Source organism: Sphaerochaeta sp., assembly GCF_050178175.1.
In the GTDB taxonomy this organism is placed as follows: domain Bacteria; phylum Spirochaetota; class Spirochaetia; order Sphaerochaetales; family Sphaerochaetaceae; genus Sphaerochaeta.
In genome coordinates this window covers 1-20,929 of the sequence record NZ_JBFXGH010000032.1, presented here as the reverse complement: position 1 = coordinate 20,929, position 20,929 = coordinate 1, and the positions used below count along the sequence as shown (strand labels likewise).

Annotated in this window: 22 protein-coding genes; 13 read left to right on the top strand and 9 right to left on the bottom strand. The window is 49.0% G+C overall.

Annotation, left to right across the window (positions count from 1 at the left end; all coding sequences use genetic code 11):
• The first annotated feature begins 477 nt into the window (after positions 1-477).
• From AB7S66_RS05600 to AB7S66_RS05555, 10 genes are all read left to right on the top strand, one after another.
• Positions 478-1,113 carry a hypothetical protein gene (locus AB7S66_RS05600; RefSeq protein WP_428518474.1) on the top strand — a complete coding sequence of 212 codons (636 nt, stop codon included), beginning with the start codon at positions 478-480 and terminating at the stop codon, positions 1,111-1,113.
• A complete protein-coding gene (locus AB7S66_RS05595) occupies positions 1,103-2,425 on the top strand; it encodes an ISAs1 family transposase (protein WP_428518473.1) in 1,323 nt (440 codons plus the stop codon). Before AB7S66_RS05600 ends, AB7S66_RS05595 begins: the two co-directional genes overlap by 11 nt.
• A 338-nt stretch (positions 2,426-2,763) precedes the next feature.
• On the top strand, positions 2,764-3,675 hold the full coding sequence (locus tag AB7S66_RS05590; RefSeq protein WP_428518472.1) for a DUF3800 domain-containing protein: 912 nt from the start codon (positions 2,764-2,766) through the stop codon (positions 3,673-3,675).
• 355 nt (positions 3,676-4,030) lie between these two features.
• Positions 4,031-4,222, top strand: a complete 192-nt coding sequence (locus AB7S66_RS05585; RefSeq protein ID WP_198890222.1) for a hypothetical protein — start codon at positions 4,031-4,033, stop codon at positions 4,220-4,222.
• A gap of 169 nt (positions 4,223-4,391) precedes the next feature.
• Positions 4,392-5,522, top strand: coding sequence for an ABC transporter ATP-binding protein (locus AB7S66_RS05580; RefSeq protein WP_428518471.1), 1,131 nt, complete (start codon positions 4,392-4,394; stop codon positions 5,520-5,522).
• Positions 5,519-6,445 (top strand): ABC transporter permease, encoded by a 927-nt coding sequence (locus AB7S66_RS05575; RefSeq protein ID WP_428518470.1) that lies wholly within the window; start codon positions 5,519-5,521, stop codon positions 6,443-6,445. The genes AB7S66_RS05580 and AB7S66_RS05575 overlap by 4 nt, the downstream gene beginning before the upstream one ends.
• On the top strand, positions 6,442-7,245 hold the full coding sequence (locus AB7S66_RS05570) for an ABC transporter permease (RefSeq protein ID WP_428518469.1): 804 nt from the start codon (positions 6,442-6,444) through the stop codon (positions 7,243-7,245). The genes AB7S66_RS05575 and AB7S66_RS05570 overlap by 4 nt, the downstream gene beginning before the upstream one ends.
• A 165-nt stretch (positions 7,246-7,410) precedes the next feature.
• Entirely contained in the window at positions 7,411-8,907 is a 1,497-nt protein-coding gene (gene putP, locus AB7S66_RS05565) for a sodium/proline symporter PutP (protein ID WP_428518468.1), read from the top strand.
• 341 nt (positions 8,908-9,248) lie between these two features.
• Positions 9,249-10,550, top strand: coding sequence for an O-acetylhomoserine aminocarboxypropyltransferase/cysteine synthase family protein (locus AB7S66_RS05560; RefSeq protein ID WP_428518467.1), 1,302 nt, complete (start codon positions 9,249-9,251; stop codon positions 10,548-10,550).
• A complete protein-coding gene (locus AB7S66_RS05555) occupies positions 10,541-11,458 on the top strand; it encodes a homoserine O-succinyltransferase (RefSeq protein ID WP_428518466.1) in 918 nt (305 codons plus the stop codon). Before AB7S66_RS05560 ends, AB7S66_RS05555 begins: the two co-directional genes overlap by 10 nt.
• Here the strand turns inward: AB7S66_RS05555 and AB7S66_RS05550 are convergent.
• Genes AB7S66_RS05550 through AB7S66_RS05540 form a run of 3 tightly spaced genes read right to left on the bottom strand, consistent with a single transcriptional unit; the run spans position 11,437 to position 13,669 of the window.
• Positions 11,437-12,156 (bottom strand): MTAP family purine nucleoside phosphorylase, encoded by a 720-nt coding sequence (locus AB7S66_RS05550; protein ID WP_428518465.1) that lies wholly within the window; start codon positions 12,154-12,156, stop codon positions 11,437-11,439. The two genes, AB7S66_RS05555 and AB7S66_RS05550, sit on opposite strands and share 22 nt — an antisense overlap.
• On the bottom strand, positions 12,153-13,160 hold the full coding sequence (locus tag AB7S66_RS05545) for a translation initiation factor 2 (RefSeq protein WP_428518464.1): 1,008 nt from the start codon (positions 13,158-13,160) through the stop codon (positions 12,153-12,155). Before AB7S66_RS05545 ends, AB7S66_RS05550 begins: the two co-directional genes overlap by 4 nt.
• Positions 13,160-13,669 (bottom strand): nucleoside deaminase, encoded by a 510-nt coding sequence (locus tag AB7S66_RS05540; RefSeq protein ID WP_428518463.1) that lies wholly within the window; start codon positions 13,667-13,669, stop codon positions 13,160-13,162. Before AB7S66_RS05540 ends, AB7S66_RS05545 begins: the two co-directional genes overlap by 1 nt.
• A gap of 224 nt (positions 13,670-13,893) precedes the next feature.
• Here AB7S66_RS05540 and AB7S66_RS05535 point away from each other — a divergent pair, with 224 nt between their 5' ends.
• Positions 13,894-15,147 carry an FKBP-type peptidyl-prolyl cis-trans isomerase N-terminal domain-containing protein gene (locus tag AB7S66_RS05535; protein ID WP_428518462.1) on the top strand — a complete coding sequence of 418 codons (1,254 nt, stop codon included), beginning with the start codon at positions 13,894-13,896 and terminating at the stop codon, positions 15,145-15,147.
• Positions 15,148-15,365: 218 nt separating this feature from the next.
• The gene (locus AB7S66_RS05530) at positions 15,366-15,719 is read left to right on the top strand and encodes an FCD domain-containing protein (protein ID WP_428518461.1); all 354 of its coding nucleotides are present in this window, start codon (positions 15,366-15,368) and stop codon (positions 15,717-15,719) included.
• A gap of 5 nt (positions 15,720-15,724) precedes the next feature.
• On the opposite strand, the gene AB7S66_RS05525 is transcribed toward AB7S66_RS05530, so the two are convergent.
• The 4 genes from AB7S66_RS05525 to AB7S66_RS05510 form a co-directional block, all read right to left on the bottom strand.
• On the bottom strand, positions 15,725-16,114 hold the full coding sequence (locus AB7S66_RS05525) for a hypothetical protein (protein ID WP_428518460.1): 390 nt from the start codon (positions 16,112-16,114) through the stop codon (positions 15,725-15,727).
• A complete protein-coding gene (locus AB7S66_RS05520) occupies positions 16,114-16,755 on the bottom strand; it encodes an AAA family ATPase (protein ID WP_428518459.1) in 642 nt (213 codons plus the stop codon). Before AB7S66_RS05520 ends, AB7S66_RS05525 begins: the two co-directional genes overlap by 1 nt.
• Positions 16,756-16,834: 79 nt before the next feature.
• Positions 16,835-18,553, bottom strand: a complete 1,719-nt coding sequence (locus tag AB7S66_RS05515) for a cyclase family protein (RefSeq protein ID WP_428518458.1) — start codon at positions 18,551-18,553, stop codon at positions 16,835-16,837.
• Positions 18,550-19,311, bottom strand: a complete 762-nt coding sequence (locus AB7S66_RS05510) for a DNA-3-methyladenine glycosylase family protein (RefSeq protein ID WP_428518457.1) — start codon at positions 19,309-19,311, stop codon at positions 18,550-18,552. The genes AB7S66_RS05515 and AB7S66_RS05510 overlap by 4 nt, the downstream gene beginning before the upstream one ends.
• A gap of 94 nt (positions 19,312-19,405) precedes the next feature.
• Here AB7S66_RS05510 and AB7S66_RS05505 point away from each other — a divergent pair, with 94 nt between their 5' ends.
• On the top strand, positions 19,406-20,074 hold the full coding sequence (locus AB7S66_RS05505; protein WP_428518456.1) for a hypothetical protein: 669 nt from the start codon (positions 19,406-19,408) through the stop codon (positions 20,072-20,074).
• On the opposite strand, the gene AB7S66_RS05500 is transcribed toward AB7S66_RS05505, so the two are convergent.
• Both AB7S66_RS05500 and AB7S66_RS05495 read right to left on the bottom strand, forming a co-directional pair.
• A complete protein-coding gene (locus tag AB7S66_RS05500) occupies positions 20,055-20,486 on the bottom strand; it encodes a hypothetical protein (RefSeq protein WP_428518455.1) in 432 nt (143 codons plus the stop codon). The two genes, AB7S66_RS05505 and AB7S66_RS05500, sit on opposite strands and share 20 nt — an antisense overlap.
• A 30-nt stretch (positions 20,487-20,516) precedes the next feature.
• The coding region (locus tag AB7S66_RS05495) for a PLP-dependent cysteine synthase family protein (RefSeq protein ID WP_428518454.1) at positions 20,517-20,929 on the bottom strand (413 nt) is incomplete at its 5' end.

Below are 20,929 nucleotides of genomic sequence, written 5' to 3'. Positions count from 1 at the left end.
CTGTATCTACGTCAAGACATACCCAGGAGAGCCATATCTTCCTTTGCACTCGGTGATTTTGGTAAGCAAGCACACTCAAATCATACGTAGTAAAAAAAAGGAAGAGTTCAGAGACTTTCATAACAGAGCCTTGGTTATTGAGCCAAGGCTTTGTCTTTATTAGGAGGAAGCTAATGAGTCCTGTATACGTCTAAGGGGTGAAACATGGAACAATAGAGAATCTAGATGCTAGATATCTTATTCCTAACGATATTCGCAAGATTCATGGTGTGTAGCGTTACATTTTTGCGTTACTTTGCGTTGGACTAGGATTTACGCACCAAATAGTTGGAAATGCATGACAACTTGTTGTGATGCAAGCATACAAGCAAGCTGGAAAAGTTGAGGGGAACCTCATTTTTGAGGGTGGATCCACTTTTTCTCTTGCTTTTCCTTTTACAAGGTATTAAACTGCACTTAATACAGGAGATTCACACCATGCCCCCATTGCCTGATTGGGTTCTCAAGTACAAGACCAAGGGAATCTATACGAAAAAGACCAAACATGGGTACGCCCTGTACCGGGGCCATTCAGAGCGGGTACCGGGAAAGAGCTACCCGGTATTCCGCTGTGACGAATACCTGGGGATTGTCACCGAACAGGAAGGCCTTGTGCCATCGAGACCGCCGGTCAAGCCTGCAATCAGGGTCCTCCGCTATGGGTTCTGCCAGATCGTCGAGACCTCATGCAGAGTGCTGACCAGGCATCCCAAGAGGCTCGGCCTCGATGCGGATGTCCTTTTCGTGAAGGCTGCCCTCGGCATGGAAGGCAAAGAAAACCAGATAGGCTATGAAGGCAGCTGGTTTTCCATCCTGTTTCCAGGAATGGACCTGGGCAGGGTCCTGACGGAGGCAGAGGGGCGATACCTGCCCGTCATGAGGCGACAGGTCGGGTCGAAGCTGAGGGACCGCCTTGGCCCTGATTTCGATGAGATGCTCGCCCTTTCCTCAAACCTGTATGCCGTGCATGTGAACGGGGGGTGGCATCTTTCGGATATATCCGGGCGGCTGAAGCATCTTGGCACGAAGCATTCGATACCGTTTGAACTTGGAGGCAACCACCATGGAGTTTGAGACACTGAGGATGCAGATAGAGGATTTCCAGTCTTCCAGCACCATCAAGGTAAGGGATGCGGGCAATGAGACGAGGATCCGCATCCTGAAGAAGATACTGAAACTGTTTGGGGATGTACCCGACTGCAGGGTCCAGGGACGGACTGTCTACCCGCTTGGGGAGGTCATCCTCATGCTGTTCCTCGCCACGCTGGCCGGGTCTGAGAGTTGCCTGTCCACCCAGGATTTCTGGTTGGGCAACGCCAAGCTCTACAGGCGCCTGTTCGGCAAGGAGACCATCCCCAGCCACGATACATTCAGGAGAGTCCTCTCCCTCATCAGGGCCGAGGAGCTCAATGCATTGCTGGTAAGCGTATTGCACAATTCGGATACGGCAATCAGGAAGGCACTGAAACTGCCGACCCCTCCCAAAAGGATAGTGTCGGTGGATGGCAAGCAACTCAGGGGCACAGGGCGCAAGGCAGACACAGGGCAGGAGATCAAGGACCTGCAGATCCTCAATATATATGAGCAGGATACGGAAACCTGTCTCTTCTCCGAGGCGATAGAATCCACGACAAATGAAATCCCCCACGCCCAGAAGCTTCTCGCGAGGATGAACCTCAAGGACACGGTGGTCACCTTCGATGCCATGCATATGCAGACCAAGACCATCGGCATCATTGCCGAGTCGAAAGGTGACTATATAGGGGGACTGAAGGGCAACCAGGGCAAAGCCGCTGAATTCGCCAGGACACTGTTTACGGAAGAGAACAAGCAGAAGCTCAAGGGTATTGATGGTTGCTACCATATGACGAGTGAGATCAGCCACAACCAGCTCGAGCAGAGGTCCTTTTATCTCTACCCACTGACCTCAAGCGAGAAGAAAGGGCTGTTCTCGGAGTGGAAGAAGGTCTCCTCTGTGGTATGCATGGCCAAGACGATGAGACACAACATCACCGGCAAGGAGACGGAGGAGATCCGCTACTACCTTACCAGCCTGAAGGACATCGGTGATGCGGCCCATTGCATACGTTCCCATTGGATGATTGAAAACAGCCTTCACTGGAACCTGGATACTGTCTTTCGCGAGGATGACATGGCCCTGAGTGACAGGAATGCAGCCCTCAACCAGAGCATATTGGACAAGGCATGTCTCTCGCTGTACAAGAAGATGAGCGACCTCATAGGGGGAACACAGAAAATCAGCAAGAAAAGGCTGAGGAAAATCTTCGGCTGGAACTTCAACGATGCCATGTCCCAGGCTTTGACGCTGATGGACCCGGCCACCTTCGCCAAATCTGTGGAGATTATACCGAGAAAGACCCCATAGCCGAAAGTGGGCCATAGACAGATGGGGATCCACCAGGACAGTGGATCTCTTGGCATGTCCTGGGGTATCCTTCATGCACCGTAAATCCCCAAGAAACCTCAAGAATTGGTTACATACAAGCCTCTGATGGTCTCGACAGCCTGAAAGCGTATGTTGGGAATGTATGAGATGGGTTTAGTGCATAGGTCCTAGCGTTGGACGCAATTTATGTGAATTATCATTGACATATATCAATTGTTGTTCTACATTATAAATACGTCTGGAAGGAGTCGCCAAGCGTCTCCACGAGCGATGTTATCATCGCATCGCCAGTCGTTTTTTTATTAGGATGGTTAATAATGCGCCTCTGCTATATTGATGAGTCTGGAACGCCTCAAATTCCAGGAAACACCTCTCATTATATTCTTGCAGGATTGTCTATACCCATCAATAAGTGGAAGAGTTATGATAATCAGATTGAGAAAATCAAATCAAGATATGATTTAACTGGATACGAAATTCATACTGCTTGGTTGCTTCGTCCATACCTTGAACAAACCAAGATACCAAATTTTGAGTCAATGGATTTTCAAACACGACGATTTGAAGTTACAAGAGCCAGAACTATAGAGTTGCAAAGACTGTCTAAAAGTAAATCAAAACAATTCAAACAAACAAAGAAGAACTTCAAAAAGACTGAAGCATATATTCATCTTTCTTATTCTGAACGAAAGAATTTCATTATCGATGTAGCCAATACATTGGCGAGCTGGAACGATGTGAGACTATTCGCAGAATGTATAAATAAATTGAATTTCAATCCTACTCTTGCGAGACTTTCGGTCGATGAACAAGCTTTTGAACAAGTAGTCTCTCGATTTGAAAAATATCTTCAAATATTTTCAAAAAACCCTCATTGCAAAACAAAACACTTTGGCTTGTTGATTCATGACAACAATGAAACCGAAGCAAAAAAATTAACAGACCTGATGAAGAAATTCCATCATAATGGCACTTTTTGGACTGATTTAAGGAATACCATTGAAACTCCATTATTTGTAGATTCAGAGCTTACCAGCATGGTACAACTTGCTGATCTATGTGCGTTTTGCCTTAGAAGATACCTTGAGAACCAGGAAGAAGATCTTTTCAATATTATTTATAAACGTGGAGATAGAGATAAAAAGCAGAGATGTGTTGGTGTACGACATTACAATGGCAATGGACCATGTTCTTGTATCATTTGCAACAATCATAAAGAATCAGATTGATATTTGCTTTTCATTACACCAATCATTCACGTACTCCTTAACGCTCCCTTCTAATGATGCATAAACACTAATAGTTCTTGACAAACCTCATTTAACCCCTTCTAACCAGTATCTCAGAGGTTCGAGACCTCTTTGGCGTAAAACACCTTTAGTACCGACCACGAACTGGTCGGTATTTTTGTGTTCATCACGTAAGACATACCTTAGGGTAATCTAAGATTTTCTCTTTGCATGAAAATACTTGAAATACGAATTTGTTTGTTTCCACACTCTTGACGAGTAACCAATGCTCATCTACGCTTATGACACAAGCACCTCAATCATAGGACGGTGATTGAGCCTTAGGAGGAGTTGTATGCTGGGCTACGATTTGCGGGTACAAACCACTTTCAGGTTTGACTATTGCAGAGTCTTTGATCCACCGAAGGAACATGAGCTTTTGCGTTTCTCTCGGCTCATCTGGTATGGCTATGATGAGGAAGGCCCGGCAGTCTATAGAAAAGACCCCAGAACCGGTGAGGTCGTTCGGATAGATTTCCAGCGTTAGCCACTCTCTTTCCATTGAGGTATGAATATTCAAATTCATTGAAATTTTATCGGATGAATGCTTGACAGTGGGGGGGCAAATATTCGATATTCGCATTACCATCGTGAAGGCTCCAAAACACCTCTTTTGGAAATTCTATGCCTGAAACGAGTGGAGGAAATGGAAAAGATTGAAAGGTGTTGAAGTAACTGCTCAACGGGTATCCCGTTCCTATGGTGATTTCAAGGCTCTTGATGATGTAAGCGTACAAATCAAGAGGGGAGAATTCTTCTCGCTGTTGGGTCCTTCTGGTTGTGGCAAAACCACACTGCTGAGGATTATCGCTGGATTCGATTATCCAGACTCGGGAAGCGTTGCTTTCGACAACAAGGATATCCTCCCCCTCCCCCCTGAGAAACGTCAGGCAAATACCGTCTTCCAGACCTATGCACTGTTCCCACATCTCACTGTCTACGAGAATATTGCTTTCCCGTTGCGACTCCGTCGTACCGATAAGGCAACCGTGGAACAGAAAGTCATGGAATATGTAAAACTGGTACAACTGGAAGAACATATTTACAAGAAACCTTCCATGCTCAGCGGAGGGCAAAAACAACGAGTAGCCATCGCACGTGCCCTGATCAATGAACCAGCGGTACTACTGCTTGATGAACCGCTTTCTGCCCTGGATGCAAAACTGAGACAGAACCTGTTGGTGGAACTCGACCTCATTCATGACAAGGTCGGCATCACATTCATCTATGTAACCCACGACCAGAGTGAAGCCCTCTCTGTCTCCGATCGTATTGCAGTCATGAACAAGGGCAAGGTATTGCAGATAGGAACTCCCTACGAGATCTATGAAGCTCCAGCAACCAGATTTGTTGCCAGCTTCATCGGAGAGACAAACATATTCCCCTGTACGGTACTCTCCTGTGAACCACAAGGAGAAGAGTACCTCCTACGCGTTGAGGTCCCTCAGCTGCAAGGGGAGGTATATGTAACTGATTCAGAGGCCCAGGAAGTGGGATCTTCACTCGACTTTACCGTCCGCCCAGAGAAAATCAGGATTTCGCCCAATCCTCCAAGAAGCAACAATATAACCATGAACACTTTTAAAGGTATTGTGGAAGAACCCATCTATTCAGGATTCCAATCGAAGTTCTTTGTCAAATTGGAAAAGGAACCTGACACACTGGTGAAAGTATTCAAGCAACACACCGTATTCTTGGAAGAAGGCCCCGAGATCCAGTGGAAGGATACGGTCTATGTGAGCTGGAGTGCTAACGACGGCTACCTGGTAAAGGACACTGTGCAATGAAGCGAATTCTCAAACCAAAGGAACGGGAGCGATTGCTTGGAACGCTCTACAGCGCTCCCATGGGAATCTGGTTCACACTCTTCTTTACAATTCCCATCAGCATCATCATCCTCTACAGCTTCCTCAAGCGTGGCCTCTACGGAGGCGTTGAGTGGGAGTTCTCCCTCTCTGCCTATCAGCAGATGTTCAACCCAAGCTTTGCAAAGGTACTGTTCAGGACGGTATGGATCAGTGTCGTCTCAACATTGCTTTGTCTCTTGATAGCACTCCCCTGTGGATACGCGATGGCAAAAAGCAAGCACCAGACCTTCCTCCTGTTCTTGATCATCATACCCTTCTGGACCAACTCCCTGATCCGTATCTATGCATGGATCTCCATACTATCCAGTGAAGGATTTCTGAACTCACTGCTGAAAAACCTTGGCCTGATCGATCAGAGCCTCGCCCTGATGTACAACAACCAGGCAGTCATTGTTGTCCTGATATACATGTATCTCCCTTTTGCGATCCTTCCGCTCTTCACGACCATAGACAAGTTCGACTTTGCCTTGCTCGATGCAGCCAGGGACTTGGGGGCAACCAAGCTGGAGTCGATCATCAAGGTCATGATTCCCAATATCAAGAGCGGAGTGAGTACCTCCTTCATATTTACCTTCATTCCAATCTTTGGAGCCTATACCGTACCACTCCTGGTTGGCGGCAAGGACTCCACCATGATCGGAAACATCATCGTCGACCAAGTCTCCAAGACCAGGAACTGGCCTCTGGCCTCTGCCTTCTCCATGGTACTGACCCTGATCTCCCTCATCGGAGTATTCTGGATGCTGTACAGTGGGAAGAGAGAGTTTTACCAGAAGAAGAGCAATCAACAGGCGCTCGAGCAGAACATCAAACTGCATCACAGCCAACGGGGAAAGAGATGAGCAATCAGAGAAACTCCTCCAGAACCAGCTTTTCCTTTTCCTATACCATGCTCTCCTTGGTCATAGTATTCCTCTTCATTCCCCTGTTTGTCGTGGTATTCTTCTCGTTCAACAGCGTAAAGGGAATGCAGTGGGAGAGTGCAAGCCTTATCTGGTACAAGACGCTTATCTATGAAAGCCCATCACTTTGGGCTGCATTCAGGAATAGTCTTATCATTGCACTCACGAGCTCCATATCTGCCACCGTACTGGGAAGTCTGGCAGCCATCGGCATCAAATGGTACCGATTCAAGGGAAGAAGCTACATTACCACGGTAAGCTACCTTCCCATGGTCCTCCCCGAGGTAATCATCGGTATCTCCATGTTGATCTTCTTCTCTGCCGTGAAGATTCGTCTCGGCTTATTCACCATATTTGTAGCACATACCACCTTCAACCTACCCTTTGTGTTCATGTTGGTAAGTGCACGCTTGGATGAGTTTGACTACTCCACCCTGGAGGCTGCACGTGACTTGGGAGCCAATGAGCGGCAGACCCTGCTCAAGGTCATCATCCCCTCCATCATACCTGCAGTACTTTCAGGATTCCTGATGTGCATAACCATGTCACTTGAGGACTTTGTCATCACCTTCTTTGTCTCAGGTCCTGGTTCAGGAACATTACCCCTGTATGTCTACTCAATGATCCGCTATGGCGTATCCCCGGTGATAAACGCACTCACCTTTGTCATGATTCTGGGTACCATGCTTATTGCATTCTTCTTCAGGAAGTTCCTCAAGACAGTAGCTACCAGCAGTTAGCTGGCGCCTCTGTCTCATTGAATAGCGGCAAAAGATCCAATTCATACCCCAACTTTATGCATATTTATGCATTTTTTTGCAGTATAACTTCCATTGCCCTTGTCACCCTCTTTTTCAATAGGTATTCTGGACCAACATGTATTAAATGTTGGGAGAATGGTGATCATGAACAGTTATCAGCTCATTACTGCCTTGGCTTTTGCACTCTATCTGGGGCTTATGCTAACAATCGGGTTTTTCACATTCAGAAAAACAAAATCCACCAGTGACTATTTTCTTGGTGGTCGCTCAATCGGTCCATGGTTTACAGCACTCAGTGCTGAGGCAAGCGATATGTCTGGCTGGCTGCTCATGGGTCTTCCAGGCCTCGCCTACTTCACTGGGCTCCAGGAAGCATTCTGGACCGCGGTTGGATTGTTGGTAGGTACGTACCTCAACTGGTTGTTGGTGGCAAAGAGAATGAGAAAATACTCCATTCACGCTAAGGATTCCATCACCATCCCAGAATTCCTCACCAACCGTTTCCATGACAAGAGCAAGCTCTTGCAAACCATCAGCTCGATCATCATCCTGGTGTTTTTCATTGTCTACACCGCAAGTGGATTTCTTGCCTCCGCAAAACTGTTCACCGCTGTATTCGGTATGAATTACTATGCTGCGCTTATCTTGGGCGTACTGGTTATCCTTGGATACACGCTCCTCGGTGGATACCTGGCTGTGGTAGCAACTGACTTCCTGCAGGGAAGCTTGATGTTCTTTGCCTTGGTGATGACTGGCGTGATCGCAGTATTTGCAATCGGGGGACCAGTCCATACCTTCGAACAGCTCAGCCAGTTCGGCCAGCACTTCATCAACCCGTTTGTCACTCCACCTGGAACCAGCTATGGGTTCCTTCAGATCCTCAGTGCGCTTGCCTGGGGCCTCGGATATTTCGGCATGCCGCACATCCTCATTCGCTTCATGTCCATCAGGAGCAACCATGAGGTCAAGACGAGCCGGAGAATTGCCATGGTCTGGGTTGTTATTGCCATGGCAGCAGCATTGCTTGTTGGTGTGGTGGGAAAAATATTCCTTCTGCCCACCACCTTTGACTCCCAGAGTGCAGCAGAGGCTGTGTTCATTGTCAGTATGCAGAAAATATTCCCCACCTTCATAGCAGGGTTCTTTCTCTGTGCAATTCTAGCAGCAAGCATGAGTACCGCCGACAGTCAGCTCCTGGTTGCTTCTTCAGCATTCTCAAAGGATGTCTATAAGGCAGTACTCAGGAAAGATGCCTCTGACAAGGAGACCTTGCTGGTCAGCAGACTCACCGTCGTTGCTATCACCATCATTGCCATCTTCCTGGCGATGGATCCCCATTCCTCAATTTTCGACGTGGTAAGCTATGCATGGGCAGGATTCGGGGCAACCTTTGGACCTGTCATTCTCGCTTCTCTTTTCTGGAGACGTGCCAGTCGCAATGGAGCTGTAGCAGCCATGCTTGGTGGTGGTATTACCGTCGTGGTATGGAAGCAACTTTCAGGAGGCATATTCGATGTCTATGAGTTGCTCCCTGGTTTCATAATCGCTTCCCTCTGTATGGTTGTTTTCAGCTTGCTTGAGAAGCATCCTGATGAAGAGGTCTTCAAGGAGTTCGATGCCTTCATGGCAACAGAAGACTAAGGGGCAGGACCGGGGGGACTCCCCCCGGTTTACTTACGCCTTACCCGATTCTTGTATTTAACCACTTGACCGCATCTCCCAGTTTCCCTATACTTGCCCCAATCCCTAGCCATTCGGTAGGTAATTTCTTGAAGGAGGCACATCAATGATGCAAAGCATGCAAGACAGTATTGAATCTGACATGTGCCAAAACGCACTCGCCTAAGACCTTCAAGGAACCATCATGAAACATGCAAAACATCCACGTTGTGGGTCGGTAACCGACCACATGCGAGGCTTCTGAACAGTATTCCACAGACCCGGCGTAGCCAGGTCCCTATCATTTTATTCAGGAGCAACCCATGAAAACCAACAATACCTACCATTTTGAAACCCTAGCCCTGCATGCAGGACAAGAAAAAGCAGACAGCGCAACCGGATCCCGTGCAGTACCCATCTACCAGACCACCAGCTATGTCTTTGACAGCTGCGATGACGCAGAATCCCTCTTCAACCTCTCCAAGGCCGGAAACATCTACACCCGACTGGGAAATCCTACCCAGGAAGTGTTTGAGAATCGCATGGCCAAACTTGAGGGCGGTGTCGGTGCCCTGGCTGTTGCCAGCGGGTCGGCTGCCATCACGCTCTCCATACTCAACCTTGCAAAAAACCAGGACCATATCGTTTCAGCAAAGACCATCTATGGAGGAACCTACAACCTGTTTGCTCATACGCTCCCTGAGTGGGGCATCACCACCACCTTTGTTGATGCCACCAATATCACAGACGTGGAGAGGGCCATCCAGGACAACACCAAGGCGCTGTTCGTTGAATCGATCGGCAACCCGAATGCCACCCTCTGTGACATCAAGGCCCTGGCCGATCTTGCCCACAGCCATAAGATTCCTCTTGTAGTGGATAATACCTTTGCAACCCCTTACCTGCTTCGTCCCATCGAGCATGGTGCTGACATCGTCGTGCACTCTGCAACAAAGTTCATAGGTGGTCATGGGACAAGCCTTGGTGGCGTTATCATTGACAGTGGAAACTTCGACTGGAAACAGAGCGGAAAATTTCCATCGGTAACAGAACCGAATGACAGTTACCATGGGTTGAGCTTTCTTGATGCTGCAGGAAAGGCTGCCTGGATCACCAAGGCACGCACAGTACTGCTCAGGGACACTGGGCCGTGCATCGCCCCACTGAATGCATTCCTGTTCCTCCAGGGACTGGAAACCCTTCCCCTACGGCTAGAGAGGCATGTACAGAATACGCTGAAGGTGGTCGAATTCCTCGCCGCCCATCCTTGCGTTGCTAAAGTACAGCATCCCAGTCTGGAAGATAACCCGTACCACACACTCTACAAGCACTACTTTCCAAAAGGTGGAATCTCCATCTTCACCTTTGACATCAAGGGAACAGGCGAGGATGCAAAGGCATTCATTGACCGACTGGAAATTTTCAGCCTGCTTGCCAATGTAGCAGATGTTAAGTCACTGGTAATCCACCCTGGAACCACGACCCACTCCCAACTCACCAAGGAAGAGCTGGAAAGTCAGGGTATCTCGGAGACCACAGTACGTCTCTCGATTGGCTGTGAACATATTGATGACCTGCTCTCAGACCTGTCTCAGGCACTTGGGGAGGACGCATCATGCCAGTGACCATCCCAAAAGACCTCCCTGCCGCTGAGGTCCTTAAACAGGAAAACATCTTTTTCATGACCGCTGAGAGGGCCATCCACCAGGATATCCGCCCGCTCAAGGTCGCCATCCTCAACCTTATGCCCAATAAGATGAGGACAGAGGAGCAGTTTCTCCGTCTCCTCGGTAATACTGCCCTGCAGGTGGAGATAACCTTCCTCACCACTGCTAGCTATAAGAGCAAACATACACCTTCATCCTACTTGAAGGCATTTTACCAGACCTTTGCCCATGTGAAAGAAGAGCACTTCGATGCTCTCATCATCACGGGGAGCCCTGTGGAGACCCTAGCATTCGAGGAAGTTGCCTACTGGCAGGAGCTGGAGACAATCCTCAGTTGGGCCGACAAGCATGTGTTTGCCTCATTGTTCGTGTGTTGGGCTGCGCAGGCAGCTCTCTACCACTACCATGGTATCGGGAAACAGGTGCTGGACCAGAAGCTCTCAGGCATCTACCGCCATTCGGTACTGGAGAGGAATCATCCACTGGTACGTGGGTTTGATGACCAATTCTGGGCACCCCATTCCAGGCATACCAGGCTCGATGAGGAGAGCCTCGCTAAACTCAATGACATCCAGATCCTTGCAACCAGTGAGGAAGCAGGGGTCTACCTGGCGGCAAGCCGGAATGGGAGACAGGTGTATGTCACGGGGCATAGTGAATATGACGAGAGAACACTCCTGGAGGAGTATACAAGAGACCGAAAGGCAGGGCTTGATGCCCAGCTTCCGGTCAACTACTTTAAAGGAGATGATCCTACACGGGAAATTCAGGTGACCTGGAGAGGTCATGCAAACCTATTGTTCAGCAACTGGCTGAACTACCATGTCTACCAGAACACTCCCTATCACTTGGAGGAACTTGACTGAAGCACGTTACGGCAGAGCTCCGTCATCCGGCCCTTCAACGAGGCAATCTGCTTATCGGTAATGAACGTTACCTGCCCATGCTCGATTCCTGCCGCCCAGTTGATACTGTAGGCAAGGGCGAGCGTGGATATGCCTGCCTCGCGAAGCAGGGAAACCTCTGTTGCCAAGGTCATCCCCACCATATCGCCACCGATATGGCGCAGATAGCGAATTTCTGCCGGGGTTTCCAGTCTCGGCCCATTGGTGCAGATATACACGCCTGCATCCAGGAGGGACTCATCTTCCTTGAGGACACGGGATCTCAACGATGTGTCGAAAACCTCATCCATGGACGTGTGGACCACCCCATGCTCTCCCCCTGTGTAGAAGGTATGATCTCTCCCGGAGGAAAGGTCAATAAAATCACTGACCAAACCAACCTTTCCTGGAGGTAGTTTCTCAGTGATGGAACCTACTGCATAGATACCAATGGCATGGGTCACCCCAAGCATTTCAAGCGCCTTGACATTCGCACGATAGTTGATCAGGTGAGGAGGGTTTGAATGGTCTGATCCATGTCGAGGAAGAAAGACCAAGGAAGCATCCTTGCCCTTACCAACAAACAACTCAACATCCCCGTATGGAGTATCCACCACCTTCCGCTGTGAATCGATTGCTTCCATGGTATCGACTCCGGTACCTCCAATAATTGCTTTCATTGAAAATTCCTCTTGATTTCTTCCGGTTTAAGTACACCCTTACCCGTGACAACCCCTGTTACCAGATCAGGAGAAATGATGTCAAAGGCCGGGTAGAGTGCCTTCATTCCATCAGAGGAGGTAGCCTTTCCCATACACTGGGTTACCTCCCCGGCCGATCGCCACTCCATCTGTATGCCACTTGCATCCTGTTTTGTTGGATCGGGGGAGACGGAAAAGGCATAATAGGGTACCTGGAATCGTTTCGCTGCTATGGCATTGCCAAGCGTTCCCACCTTGTTCACCACGGTACCATCCATGCAGACCAAGTCAGCGGCGGTCATGTAGAGGTTTACATCTCCGTTTCCAAGGAACGTTGCCCCCATCCCATCGGTGATCACACTGACCTCGATCCCCATCTCCTGGAGAGAGGGAGCGGTAAGCCGACTCCCTTGCAAATACGGTCTGGTCTCAGGGACAAATACCCTGATTTCCTTTCCCTCCTCCTTTGCATATGCAAGGGAGAGGAGGAAGGTATGCTCAGCAAAGCAAGTGGTCAGCACACCAGCCTTATCAGAAATAAGAGAGCTCCCGGCTCTGCCAAGTTGGTGGTAGAGCTGGTCAAAAGCCTTTCTCCTGGCTTCCACCAGAGGCGCTACCCGTTCGATGAAACCAGGGTCTCCTCGCAGTTCATCAAGAAGGGAAAGCAAGGTCCGTTTCATCGTGGTATTGGTTGGGCGGGAAGCGATAAGCCGTGCAGCTGCATTTTCAAGCTCTCTGAACTCCTTCTCAGCTGAACCTTCTTTCATCTGCTCTGCGACAAAGACCATCGCAGTGAGGGCAACCTCCAAAGGTCCCCCTCCCTGGGTGACCATCCGTTTCAGGGCAGAGGCAACCTCAGGGATGGAGGAGCAACGCTCAAAGCGCTTTTCAAACGGGTAGACCCGTCTATCCCCGATCAGGAGATGCTTTCCCTCAATTCGAGCGATATTCTCACTCCTGAGGAGGTAAGGCAGGGTGATCATCAATGCACCCAGAATGAAAGATGATCTTCCACAATTGCCTTGACCAAGGCCTCATCCTCTGCCGGCCCCACCACTTCCATATCCTTCTGCCCATGGGCGAGAACTTCATGGCTGGGAAGATTGAACGTGGGATTTTGCTCATCAGCTCCGGTCAGCTCAAGAAGTTTCTCCTCAGTAATACCAAAGACCAGCCTTCTTACATTGGTCCAGTACATTGCTCCGGTGCACATGACACATGGCTCTGCGTTGGTATAGAGCGAGCACGTAGCAAGGAACTGGGGGTCATACAGTTTGCTTGCCTTGAAGAGCAGCAGGGTCTCTGCGTGCATTGCAGAACCGCCTTCCTCGTAATCATTCATCTGCTCAAGCAGGATCTTTCCGTCCTTGTCAGCCAACAAGGCACCAAAGGGATGGTTACCTTTCTCTTTTGCCTGATGGGCAATCCTGACTGTTTCATACAACAGCTTTCTATCCCGTTCATTGGGTTTCTTTCTTGTGATGGTAGGCATGACAGCTCCTCTCTTATTAGTATCCCTACCCTATCATGAGCGGCAGGAGATGACAATCGGATACAAGTACATAAAACTTCATGAAACGATTATCTAGTGCCATAACATAGGCTAATGGCATGTATTTCATGGTACTGAAAATCTTCTTGCATTGACGTTTCTCAAAAGAGCACGTACATTAGAGTAAGTTGCATAAAGCAACGAACATACAAAAAGGAATGACTATGAACAAACCTAATCGAACGAAAATGATTGTGACCTTGTTGGTGATGATGCTCATTTCCACTGCACTGTTTGCAGCGGGGGCAAAAGAAGCCCATCCCGATGCAGTCACTGTGCGAGTGCTTTCCGCTTTCGACCAGCAAGGCCAGAGAGCTTTTACTGTCAGGACCCTGGAAAACGTGGACTTGGTCTTCATGACAAACACGATGACAGAGTCAACATACCCTGTTGCATCGCTTTCGCGAGGTGACTACCTGGAAGTAGTGGTAGAGAATGGCTTTGCCTCACATATCCGCTATATCAACCCCTTGGTTGCTACCGGTGTGCTTCCCTACAACATCAGCACTGCACAGGCAACAGAACTGGAGAGCCTTGAGGACCGTTTCAGCTACACTTATGGATTTATGTTGATCCAGTCTTTTGCAAACCAAGGACTGTTCTTTGATGCAGGATACTATGTAAAGGGTGCCCTCGATGGATACAAGGACTCCCAGAGCGATTCAATGAGTGGATATTACACCCTTGAAGAGCTGTATGCCAATGTTGAGCAGTATCAGGCAGAAATTTGGAGTCGCGGTCTTGCCCAAACCGATTATGGTAAGTCCTATGACAGCATCGATGATGTAAGAGGACTGAATAAGCCAGAGGAACTTGCAGACGCATTCAGTTACACCTATGGCTACCTGTTGGCCCTGAATATGGCCAGCCAAGGTATCCATGTCAATGGAGACCTCTATGCAAGCGGTGCCTTGGACTACGCATGCGGCAATCATCTGTTGATGAATGAGGCTGAAATGCAGACTGCCTTCATCGAATACCAGGCGGAACTGGAAAAAGAGTACGATGCATGGCTTGCCGAAGTTGCAGCAACCAACCTTGAGGAAGCTGAGGCTTTCCTGGAGCAGAACAAGTCCAATGAAGGTGTCATCACCACAGCTAGTGGCTTGCAATACCAGGTATTGACCCCTGCAGATGGCAAGAAGCCCACAGCGAGTGACAACGTAGAGGTAAACTACCAGTTGCAAATGGCTGACGGGACTGTCATCGAGAGTTCCTACGACCGAGGGGAGACCGCTCACTTCCCTGTAGATGGATTGATCGACGGGTTCACCGAAGCGCTACTTACCATGAACACCGGAAGTGTGGTAAGGACCTGGATTCACCCAAGCCTTGGCTATGGTGAAGCAGGAACTGATACCATTCTCCCCAACTCGTTGCTTGTTTTTGACATTGAGCTCGTCGGTATCGACAACTAAGCATCTCTCGCTTGATGATACCGGGCCATGGATCTTATCCGTGGCCCGTTTTCGTTGCTAGGCATCCAACCCTACTTTGGATATACTGGTTTCAGGTCGGAAACCATTAGCAGCCAATTGATTGATCACCTCTATGCTACCCTACGGGACAAGATTCGAAGTGGAGCACTCCCCGGGGGCACAAAGCTCTCTGAAAATACATTGGCAGCAACATTCGCATGCAGGAATACCAGCATCTGACCGAGGTACAAGCCTACCTCGAAGCGCTTGCCATCCGCTTTGCTTGTGAGCAACATGCTGATGCCATTGCATTGGAGCAAATTCTTGATACCATGGATGGTTTGATAGAAGAAAAGGGACCTTTCCACATACAGAAATTCAGCGAACTGCACTACCGGTTCCACTTTGAGCTTGTATTGCTTGCAGGCAATGACCTGCTTACCCTCACCTACAGCCGATTGAATCTAGGGGAGGCAGCGTTGCTGTTCAGCCAGACATTGAATAAGCGTGGACTGAAAAAGACCCAGGATGAGCATAGGAAGCTGGTTGCAGCGATCAAGAGCCAAACGTAATCAGTTCAAGAATCAGGATCAGGAAGGGTAAAAACCACCTTCTTGACCTTGGTCTGCATAGTTCGATTCTGCTTGTGGCGGAAACGCTCTCCCTTCCTGAGCAGGACAAACAGGCCAGTGGTACACTGCGTCACCACCTCCACCAATGCCTCACGCTGTAGACTGAGTATCTCTTCCCCTTCCAGGAGAATATGTACCTGATTATTTTCCGCCTGACCGAGTTCCCCTTTGACCAAGCTCTCATACGCCATCACCTGATAGGGAATCCCATCAACCGTATAGAATCCCTCCTCATCATCATAAGGAAGACCACGGTCCATTATGGTGATAACACCCTGCATCGCAGGATGCAGGGCACGATACCATTCAAGATTGTCCAAGAGATCAACCAGCATCAGATTGCATTACCTTTATTCTTCTGCCAAAGCTGTTCGTAGTTGATGATCTGATCCACACAGCCATCGATCCCAAGTTTTCCACTGTCAAGACTCAGATCATAGGTACGGCACATCCCCCATTTCCGATCACTGTAGTAGTTGTAGAAGTTGGCCCTTTGCTTGTCTGTTTTCAGACATATATCCTCAGCCTTCTTCTCTTCAATCTCATATACACGAATTGCGCGCTCTACCCTACTATCCAAATCTGCATGGATGAAGATATTGATGGTATTCTCCATCTCCCTGAGAATGTAGTCAGCACATCGGCCGACTATTACACAGGGACCTTCGGAGGCAAGTCGCTTGATCGTCTTGCTTTGGATGAGGAAAAGTTGGTCATTCAGCGGCATCTCGGTAACACCCAAGGCTCCACTGGCCATCGGATAGTTACCCATTACTAGCGAGTAAAAGATGCTGCTGGTTGCTTTCTCATCAGCATTTGAGAAAAGCGCCTCACTAAGGCCGCTGTCCTGTGCACTGATCGCTATGAGTTCCTTGTCATAGAAGGGAATTCCCAGTTTTTCCGCCAGATTCTTCCCAACTTGCCGTCCGCCGCTTCCAAACTGTCGTCCAATGGTAAATACGGTGTTTGTACTCATATGAGGTCCCTCCACTACCTAGAGTATATCATACCAATGGAGAATGTGCAGGTACCCAACGTGCAAGATGGAGAAATATCTACCTTACCGTGGCAATAACCCGAGTGGGAGCGCCGTCTGCATTCTTGAATGAGAGCGGAAGGCAGGTAAGCTGCACCACCTTGGAAACTACCGTATCCAGTTTGACCAAGTTCTCGATGATCAGGGCATCCTGAGCAAAGATGGCATGATGGACAGGGAACGAGAGATCTCCGCTGCGGTCACAGTTTGGGGTATCAAAACCAAATAAGCGAATTCCCCTTGCAAGCAGGCTGTTTACTGCGTCCACACTCAGTTGTGCCCTGCCTACCGTACAGAACAGGACAGCATCGCAGGAAGGATCGAGTTCAGGAATATCTTCTGGGTCAATTATATCAAGATTCCTGCAATCCATCACATAAGCAGTGGCAAAGAACCTGGAGAGAGGATAGACATCGAGTGTTTTTCCTCCCTTCAACAGATGAGCAGGGCTGTCCATATGGGTACCCGTGTGGGAACCAAGTGAAATTCTGGTAAGGTTCCAACCCTCTTTATCAATGGTATGGAATGGTTCGAGAATGGTATCAGGGTCCCCCTCATAAATTGCATGGCCACTTTCCAAGCATATGGAAAGGTCATACCGCTGTATGGCAGCTTCCCTCTTTCTCTCCTGATAGAGTTGATGGCTGAATGCCTTCCTGGCGGTCTCATAGAGATCCTTGCGGAAATCAAGGCCTAATTTGTGTGAAGCCAGCAAGCCATTGAGCCGATATACCAAGTCATTTGCAGCCTGGCCTGCCATACGTTGCACTGCCTCCACCTGATGACGATAGGTAAGATAGTGCAAAGCCTTACCCAGATGTTCAGATACTATGCACCTTGCTTCGGCAGTAGCTGCTTCCCTACGGGGCAGGGAAACCGAAAAGTCTTCCACCGTGAGGACTGCAACCCCCTTTCTCTCAGCCAGTAATGGATTGATATCCCTTACCGGGGCAAGGTCAATGAAAAGCTTTGGGCCATCGGGACTGTCAAGATCGACGGTATACTCCATCCCCTTCGTTGCACTGATCACTACATCGTATGATCTGAAATGATCAAAACGTTCCTCATAGGCGAGTGCCTTCACGCCTTCTGGCAGCAAAAGATCTGCTTTTTCAAGGTCACGGAATGTCATGGTTACCTGATATCCCTTTCCAGAGAGAGTTTTTGCCACAAGACGAGAGAGGGCACTACTCCCGATAAGCATCACCTTCTTGTCGACTTCCCGCTTCTCAAGAAGCATAAGCACTGCCTCAGCCAGGGACTCATCGGGAACCTGCAGGTAAACCTTCGATTGAACTGCTTTTGCCGTGGTAATCGCTTCCTTGAAGAGATACTCCATCCTGGGTGAAGCGCAACCATGGATTCGACTTCTCAAGAGGCTTGTGTGTATCTGGCTGATGATCTGGTCCTCACCAAAGAGGGGACTGAGCAGGCCACATGCCAGAGAGAACAGATGCTCGATCGCCTCCTCACCGAAGATGCTGTAGGTATGCTCGGCCCATATGAGCACGGGAAGAGAGAGGGCCCTGAGAAACGGCTCCTTGCAATCAATTTGTGGGTTCTCACACCATACTTCCACACGGTCACAGGTGGAAAGCAGGATAACCGCATCACTACGGGTTTGCTTACGCAGCTTGATGGTTATCGCACTAAGCTGTTTTTCAGTAAATGAGAATTGTGAATGGGCTGAGGGAGGGAACTGATCAAAACGGATCCCTACTACTGATACACCTATCACTGCCTACCTCCTAGACGCTCCCCATGGAACAGGTACTGCTGAGCAAGTGCTGCGTACGGTGCAAAGAATGTTTCATCTTTTGTGGGATAGTATCGCTTCATCACCTTCAGCATCCAGGTATCGAGAGGGAATGCCTCCATATGATGATACCCAAACAGCAAAATACAAGAGGCAACCTTTTCCCCTACTCCCCTGATGCTCTTGAGCAGCTCTTTTGCAGACTGGTAGTCCAGGGATTCGATGGATCCAAGAAGATCTGCATGCGAGATGGCACTGATAAGGTAAGGAGCCCTGAACCCCATGCCCAGTGCCCTGAACGCTGTCTCACTAACCCCCTCAAGCTGCCCTGGCCGGGGAAAGGCAAATACACCGGGGGAAACCTCTGTTCCATAGGCTCTGCAAAGGGTTTTGTACATCCCCCTGATACGCTTGATATTGTTGTTCTGACTGAGGAGGAAACTGACCAACACTTCCCATGGATCTTGGTTGAGTATGTGAATACTCCGATACTGACTGATGAGCAAGGAGAGATGGGGGTCAAGAGCGCTGAGCTCACGCTCAGCCTCATCATATTCCCACTCCATATCGAAGTAATGAGAGATCATGGCATCCTCTGCTACCAATGTGGGGAAGTCAGCTTCCTCAAACATGATATGACGCCCTCCCAGCACCGCTTCATAGGCTGAACCTTCCTTGGCCCAGGCAAAGGTTTGTCCACAAAACAACGTTGCCTCGATGTTGATCAGGGTATCATTCATAGCCGAAACAATAGCAAAGCTCTTCGCTTCTTTCAAGCAAAGCATGCATCACTTCTATTAGCCATTATTTCGCCATTGTGTTATACTGCCTTCCATGAATCAAGGAATAACGGGAATGCGAACAAGTGAACATGATACTATCTTACGTTCTCGCTATCGTTTCATGGTTCATGAGAAAAGAACGCTCTTATCGTACCTTGACCTGGGACAGATCAAGACCGTTGCGCAAGTTTTATCTGCACTAGAAGATGATTCCTTCTCGCTGCATTATCCTTTCAGCTTTGCCGATTTGCATCTGCAAGCCTATCCAGAAATATCGGCCATCTACAATGCTCTGGATTTCGGCATGCAGTGCCAGGTGCTTGACCGTGCGGTGGAATATGGGAAGGAAGGAATCTGCGAGGCCTTGGTTGCCGTTGACTACCTAACAGGTCTCACCACAATTGTGGCTTTGGGAAAAAACCAGGAAGAACTGGAGCAGAGAGCTCTCTCATATCTCGAGGATCCCTTGGTGAAGACACTGATAGATGAACCTTCGGAGAAGGAACTCCTTGACCTTCTGAAGAATGTCCATACATCACTCCTCCAAGCAGAACCGGCCAAAGAGCAATATGCCTGTTATCGGGTGGCGTGCAGCGATGAATTCTTTCTTTCCCATCTTTTTTCCATACTGATCGATGTACCATTCACCCTGACCTGGGGTGTGGAGAAAGACAGCGCGGGTCGAGCCATTCCCAGCTATGTCACTGATATGAACGTTTAGTTACCGGAGTCAAACCATTGAATAGGGCTGTGAATGATCCATTCTGGCTTGGTAGGGACACATTCTGGGAGCGGGTATTGAGGAACATCACAGGAGCAAAATAGACTTTTGCTTGTTCCTCGGGTGCATGCTTGAGCACTTGTCTGGCTACCTCGTCACTTAGGTGAGGACAATTGGGGTACATGCCCACTCCGACGATAATCCACCAGAGTCTGGCCTTTTGCTTCTGGGCCTTGAGCTGGGGGTACCGGTTTCTGCTGCCGCTACGGAACACAACAGTCTGACCCATCTCATGAAGTGCCTCCTCAACGTAGGCTACGCCCATTGCATACAGCGCATCATCACTCAACAACTTGTAGGAAGCGGCTGTTCTTGCTGCCTCAATCTGTGGTAATCGGAAGAACGCTCTCATACGTAATTATACCACAATCGATAGGTTTTCCTAGTCTTCTTCGAACAACCAAGTGGACAAATAACGCTCACCAGAATCAGGGAGCAGAACAACGATGGTCTTACCCTTCCAAGCCGGATCTGATGCAAACTGGAGTGCAGCATACATTGCCGCCCCACTGGAAATGCCAACCAACAGTCCCTCCTGTTTTGCAAGAGAGCGTGCAGTCTTTCCTGCCTTTGCATCCTCAACGGTCACTATCTCATCGATTACTGAGCGATCGAGATTACCCGGTACAAATCCTGCCCCAATACCCTGGATCTTGTGAGGACCACCATATCCTTCACTCAGAACTGGACTGGTTGAAGGTTCCACGGCGACAATCTTTACTTGGGGATTCTGTTCCTTGAGGTACTTGCCCACCCCACTGATGGTCCCACCGGTACCGACACCTGCAACAAACA

Excerpts from the sequence above, each read along its gene's own strand:
- AB7S66_RS05600 (WP_428518474.1), top strand. The coding sequence starts at position 478 with ATGCCCCCATTGCCTGATTGGGTTCTCAAGTACAAGACCAAGGGAATC.
- AB7S66_RS05595 (WP_428518473.1), top strand. The coding sequence starts at position 1,103 with ATGGAGTTTGAGACACTGAGGATGCAGATAGAGGATTTCCAGTCTTCC.
- AB7S66_RS05590 (WP_428518472.1), top strand. The coding sequence starts at position 2,764 with ATGCGCCTCTGCTATATTGATGAGTCTGGAACGCCTCAAATTCCAGGA.
- AB7S66_RS05585 (WP_198890222.1), top strand. The coding sequence starts at position 4,031 with ATGCTGGGCTACGATTTGCGGGTACAAACCACTTTCAGGTTTGACTAT.
- AB7S66_RS05575 (WP_428518470.1), top strand. The coding sequence starts at position 5,519 with ATGAAGCGAATTCTCAAACCAAAGGAACGGGAGCGATTGCTTGGAACG.
- AB7S66_RS05570 (WP_428518469.1), top strand. The coding sequence starts at position 6,442 with ATGAGCAATCAGAGAAACTCCTCCAGAACCAGCTTTTCCTTTTCCTAT.
- putP (WP_428518468.1), top strand. The coding sequence starts at position 7,411 with ATGAACAGTTATCAGCTCATTACTGCCTTGGCTTTTGCACTCTATCTG.
- AB7S66_RS05560 (WP_428518467.1), top strand. The coding sequence starts at position 9,249 with ATGAAAACCAACAATACCTACCATTTTGAAACCCTAGCCCTGCATGCA.
- AB7S66_RS05555 (WP_428518466.1), top strand. The coding sequence starts at position 10,541 with ATGCCAGTGACCATCCCAAAAGACCTCCCTGCCGCTGAGGTCCTTAAA.
- AB7S66_RS05550 (WP_428518465.1), bottom strand. The coding sequence starts at position 12,156 with ATGAAAGCAATTATTGGAGGTACCGGAGTCGATACCATGGAAGCAATC.
- AB7S66_RS05545 (WP_428518464.1), bottom strand. The coding sequence starts at position 13,160 with ATGATCACCCTGCCTTACCTCCTCAGGAGTGAGAATATCGCTCGAATT.
- AB7S66_RS05540 (WP_428518463.1), bottom strand. The coding sequence starts at position 13,669 with ATGCCTACCATCACAAGAAAGAAACCCAATGAACGGGATAGAAAGCTG.
- AB7S66_RS05535 (WP_428518462.1), top strand. The coding sequence starts at position 13,894 with ATGAACAAACCTAATCGAACGAAAATGATTGTGACCTTGTTGGTGATG.
- AB7S66_RS05530 (WP_428518461.1), top strand. The coding sequence starts at position 15,366 with ATGCAGGAATACCAGCATCTGACCGAGGTACAAGCCTACCTCGAAGCG.
- AB7S66_RS05525 (WP_428518460.1), bottom strand. The coding sequence starts at position 16,114 with ATGCTGGTTGATCTCTTGGACAATCTTGAATGGTATCGTGCCCTGCAT.
- AB7S66_RS05520 (WP_428518459.1), bottom strand. The coding sequence starts at position 16,755 with ATGAGTACAAACACCGTATTTACCATTGGACGACAGTTTGGAAGCGGC.
- AB7S66_RS05510 (WP_428518457.1), bottom strand. The coding sequence starts at position 19,311 with ATGAATGATACCCTGATCAACATCGAGGCAACGTTGTTTTGTGGACAA.
- AB7S66_RS05505 (WP_428518456.1), top strand. The coding sequence starts at position 19,406 with ATGAATCAAGGAATAACGGGAATGCGAACAAGTGAACATGATACTATC.
- AB7S66_RS05500 (WP_428518455.1), bottom strand. The coding sequence starts at position 20,486 with ATGAGAGCGTTCTTCCGATTACCACAGATTGAGGCAGCAAGAACAGCC.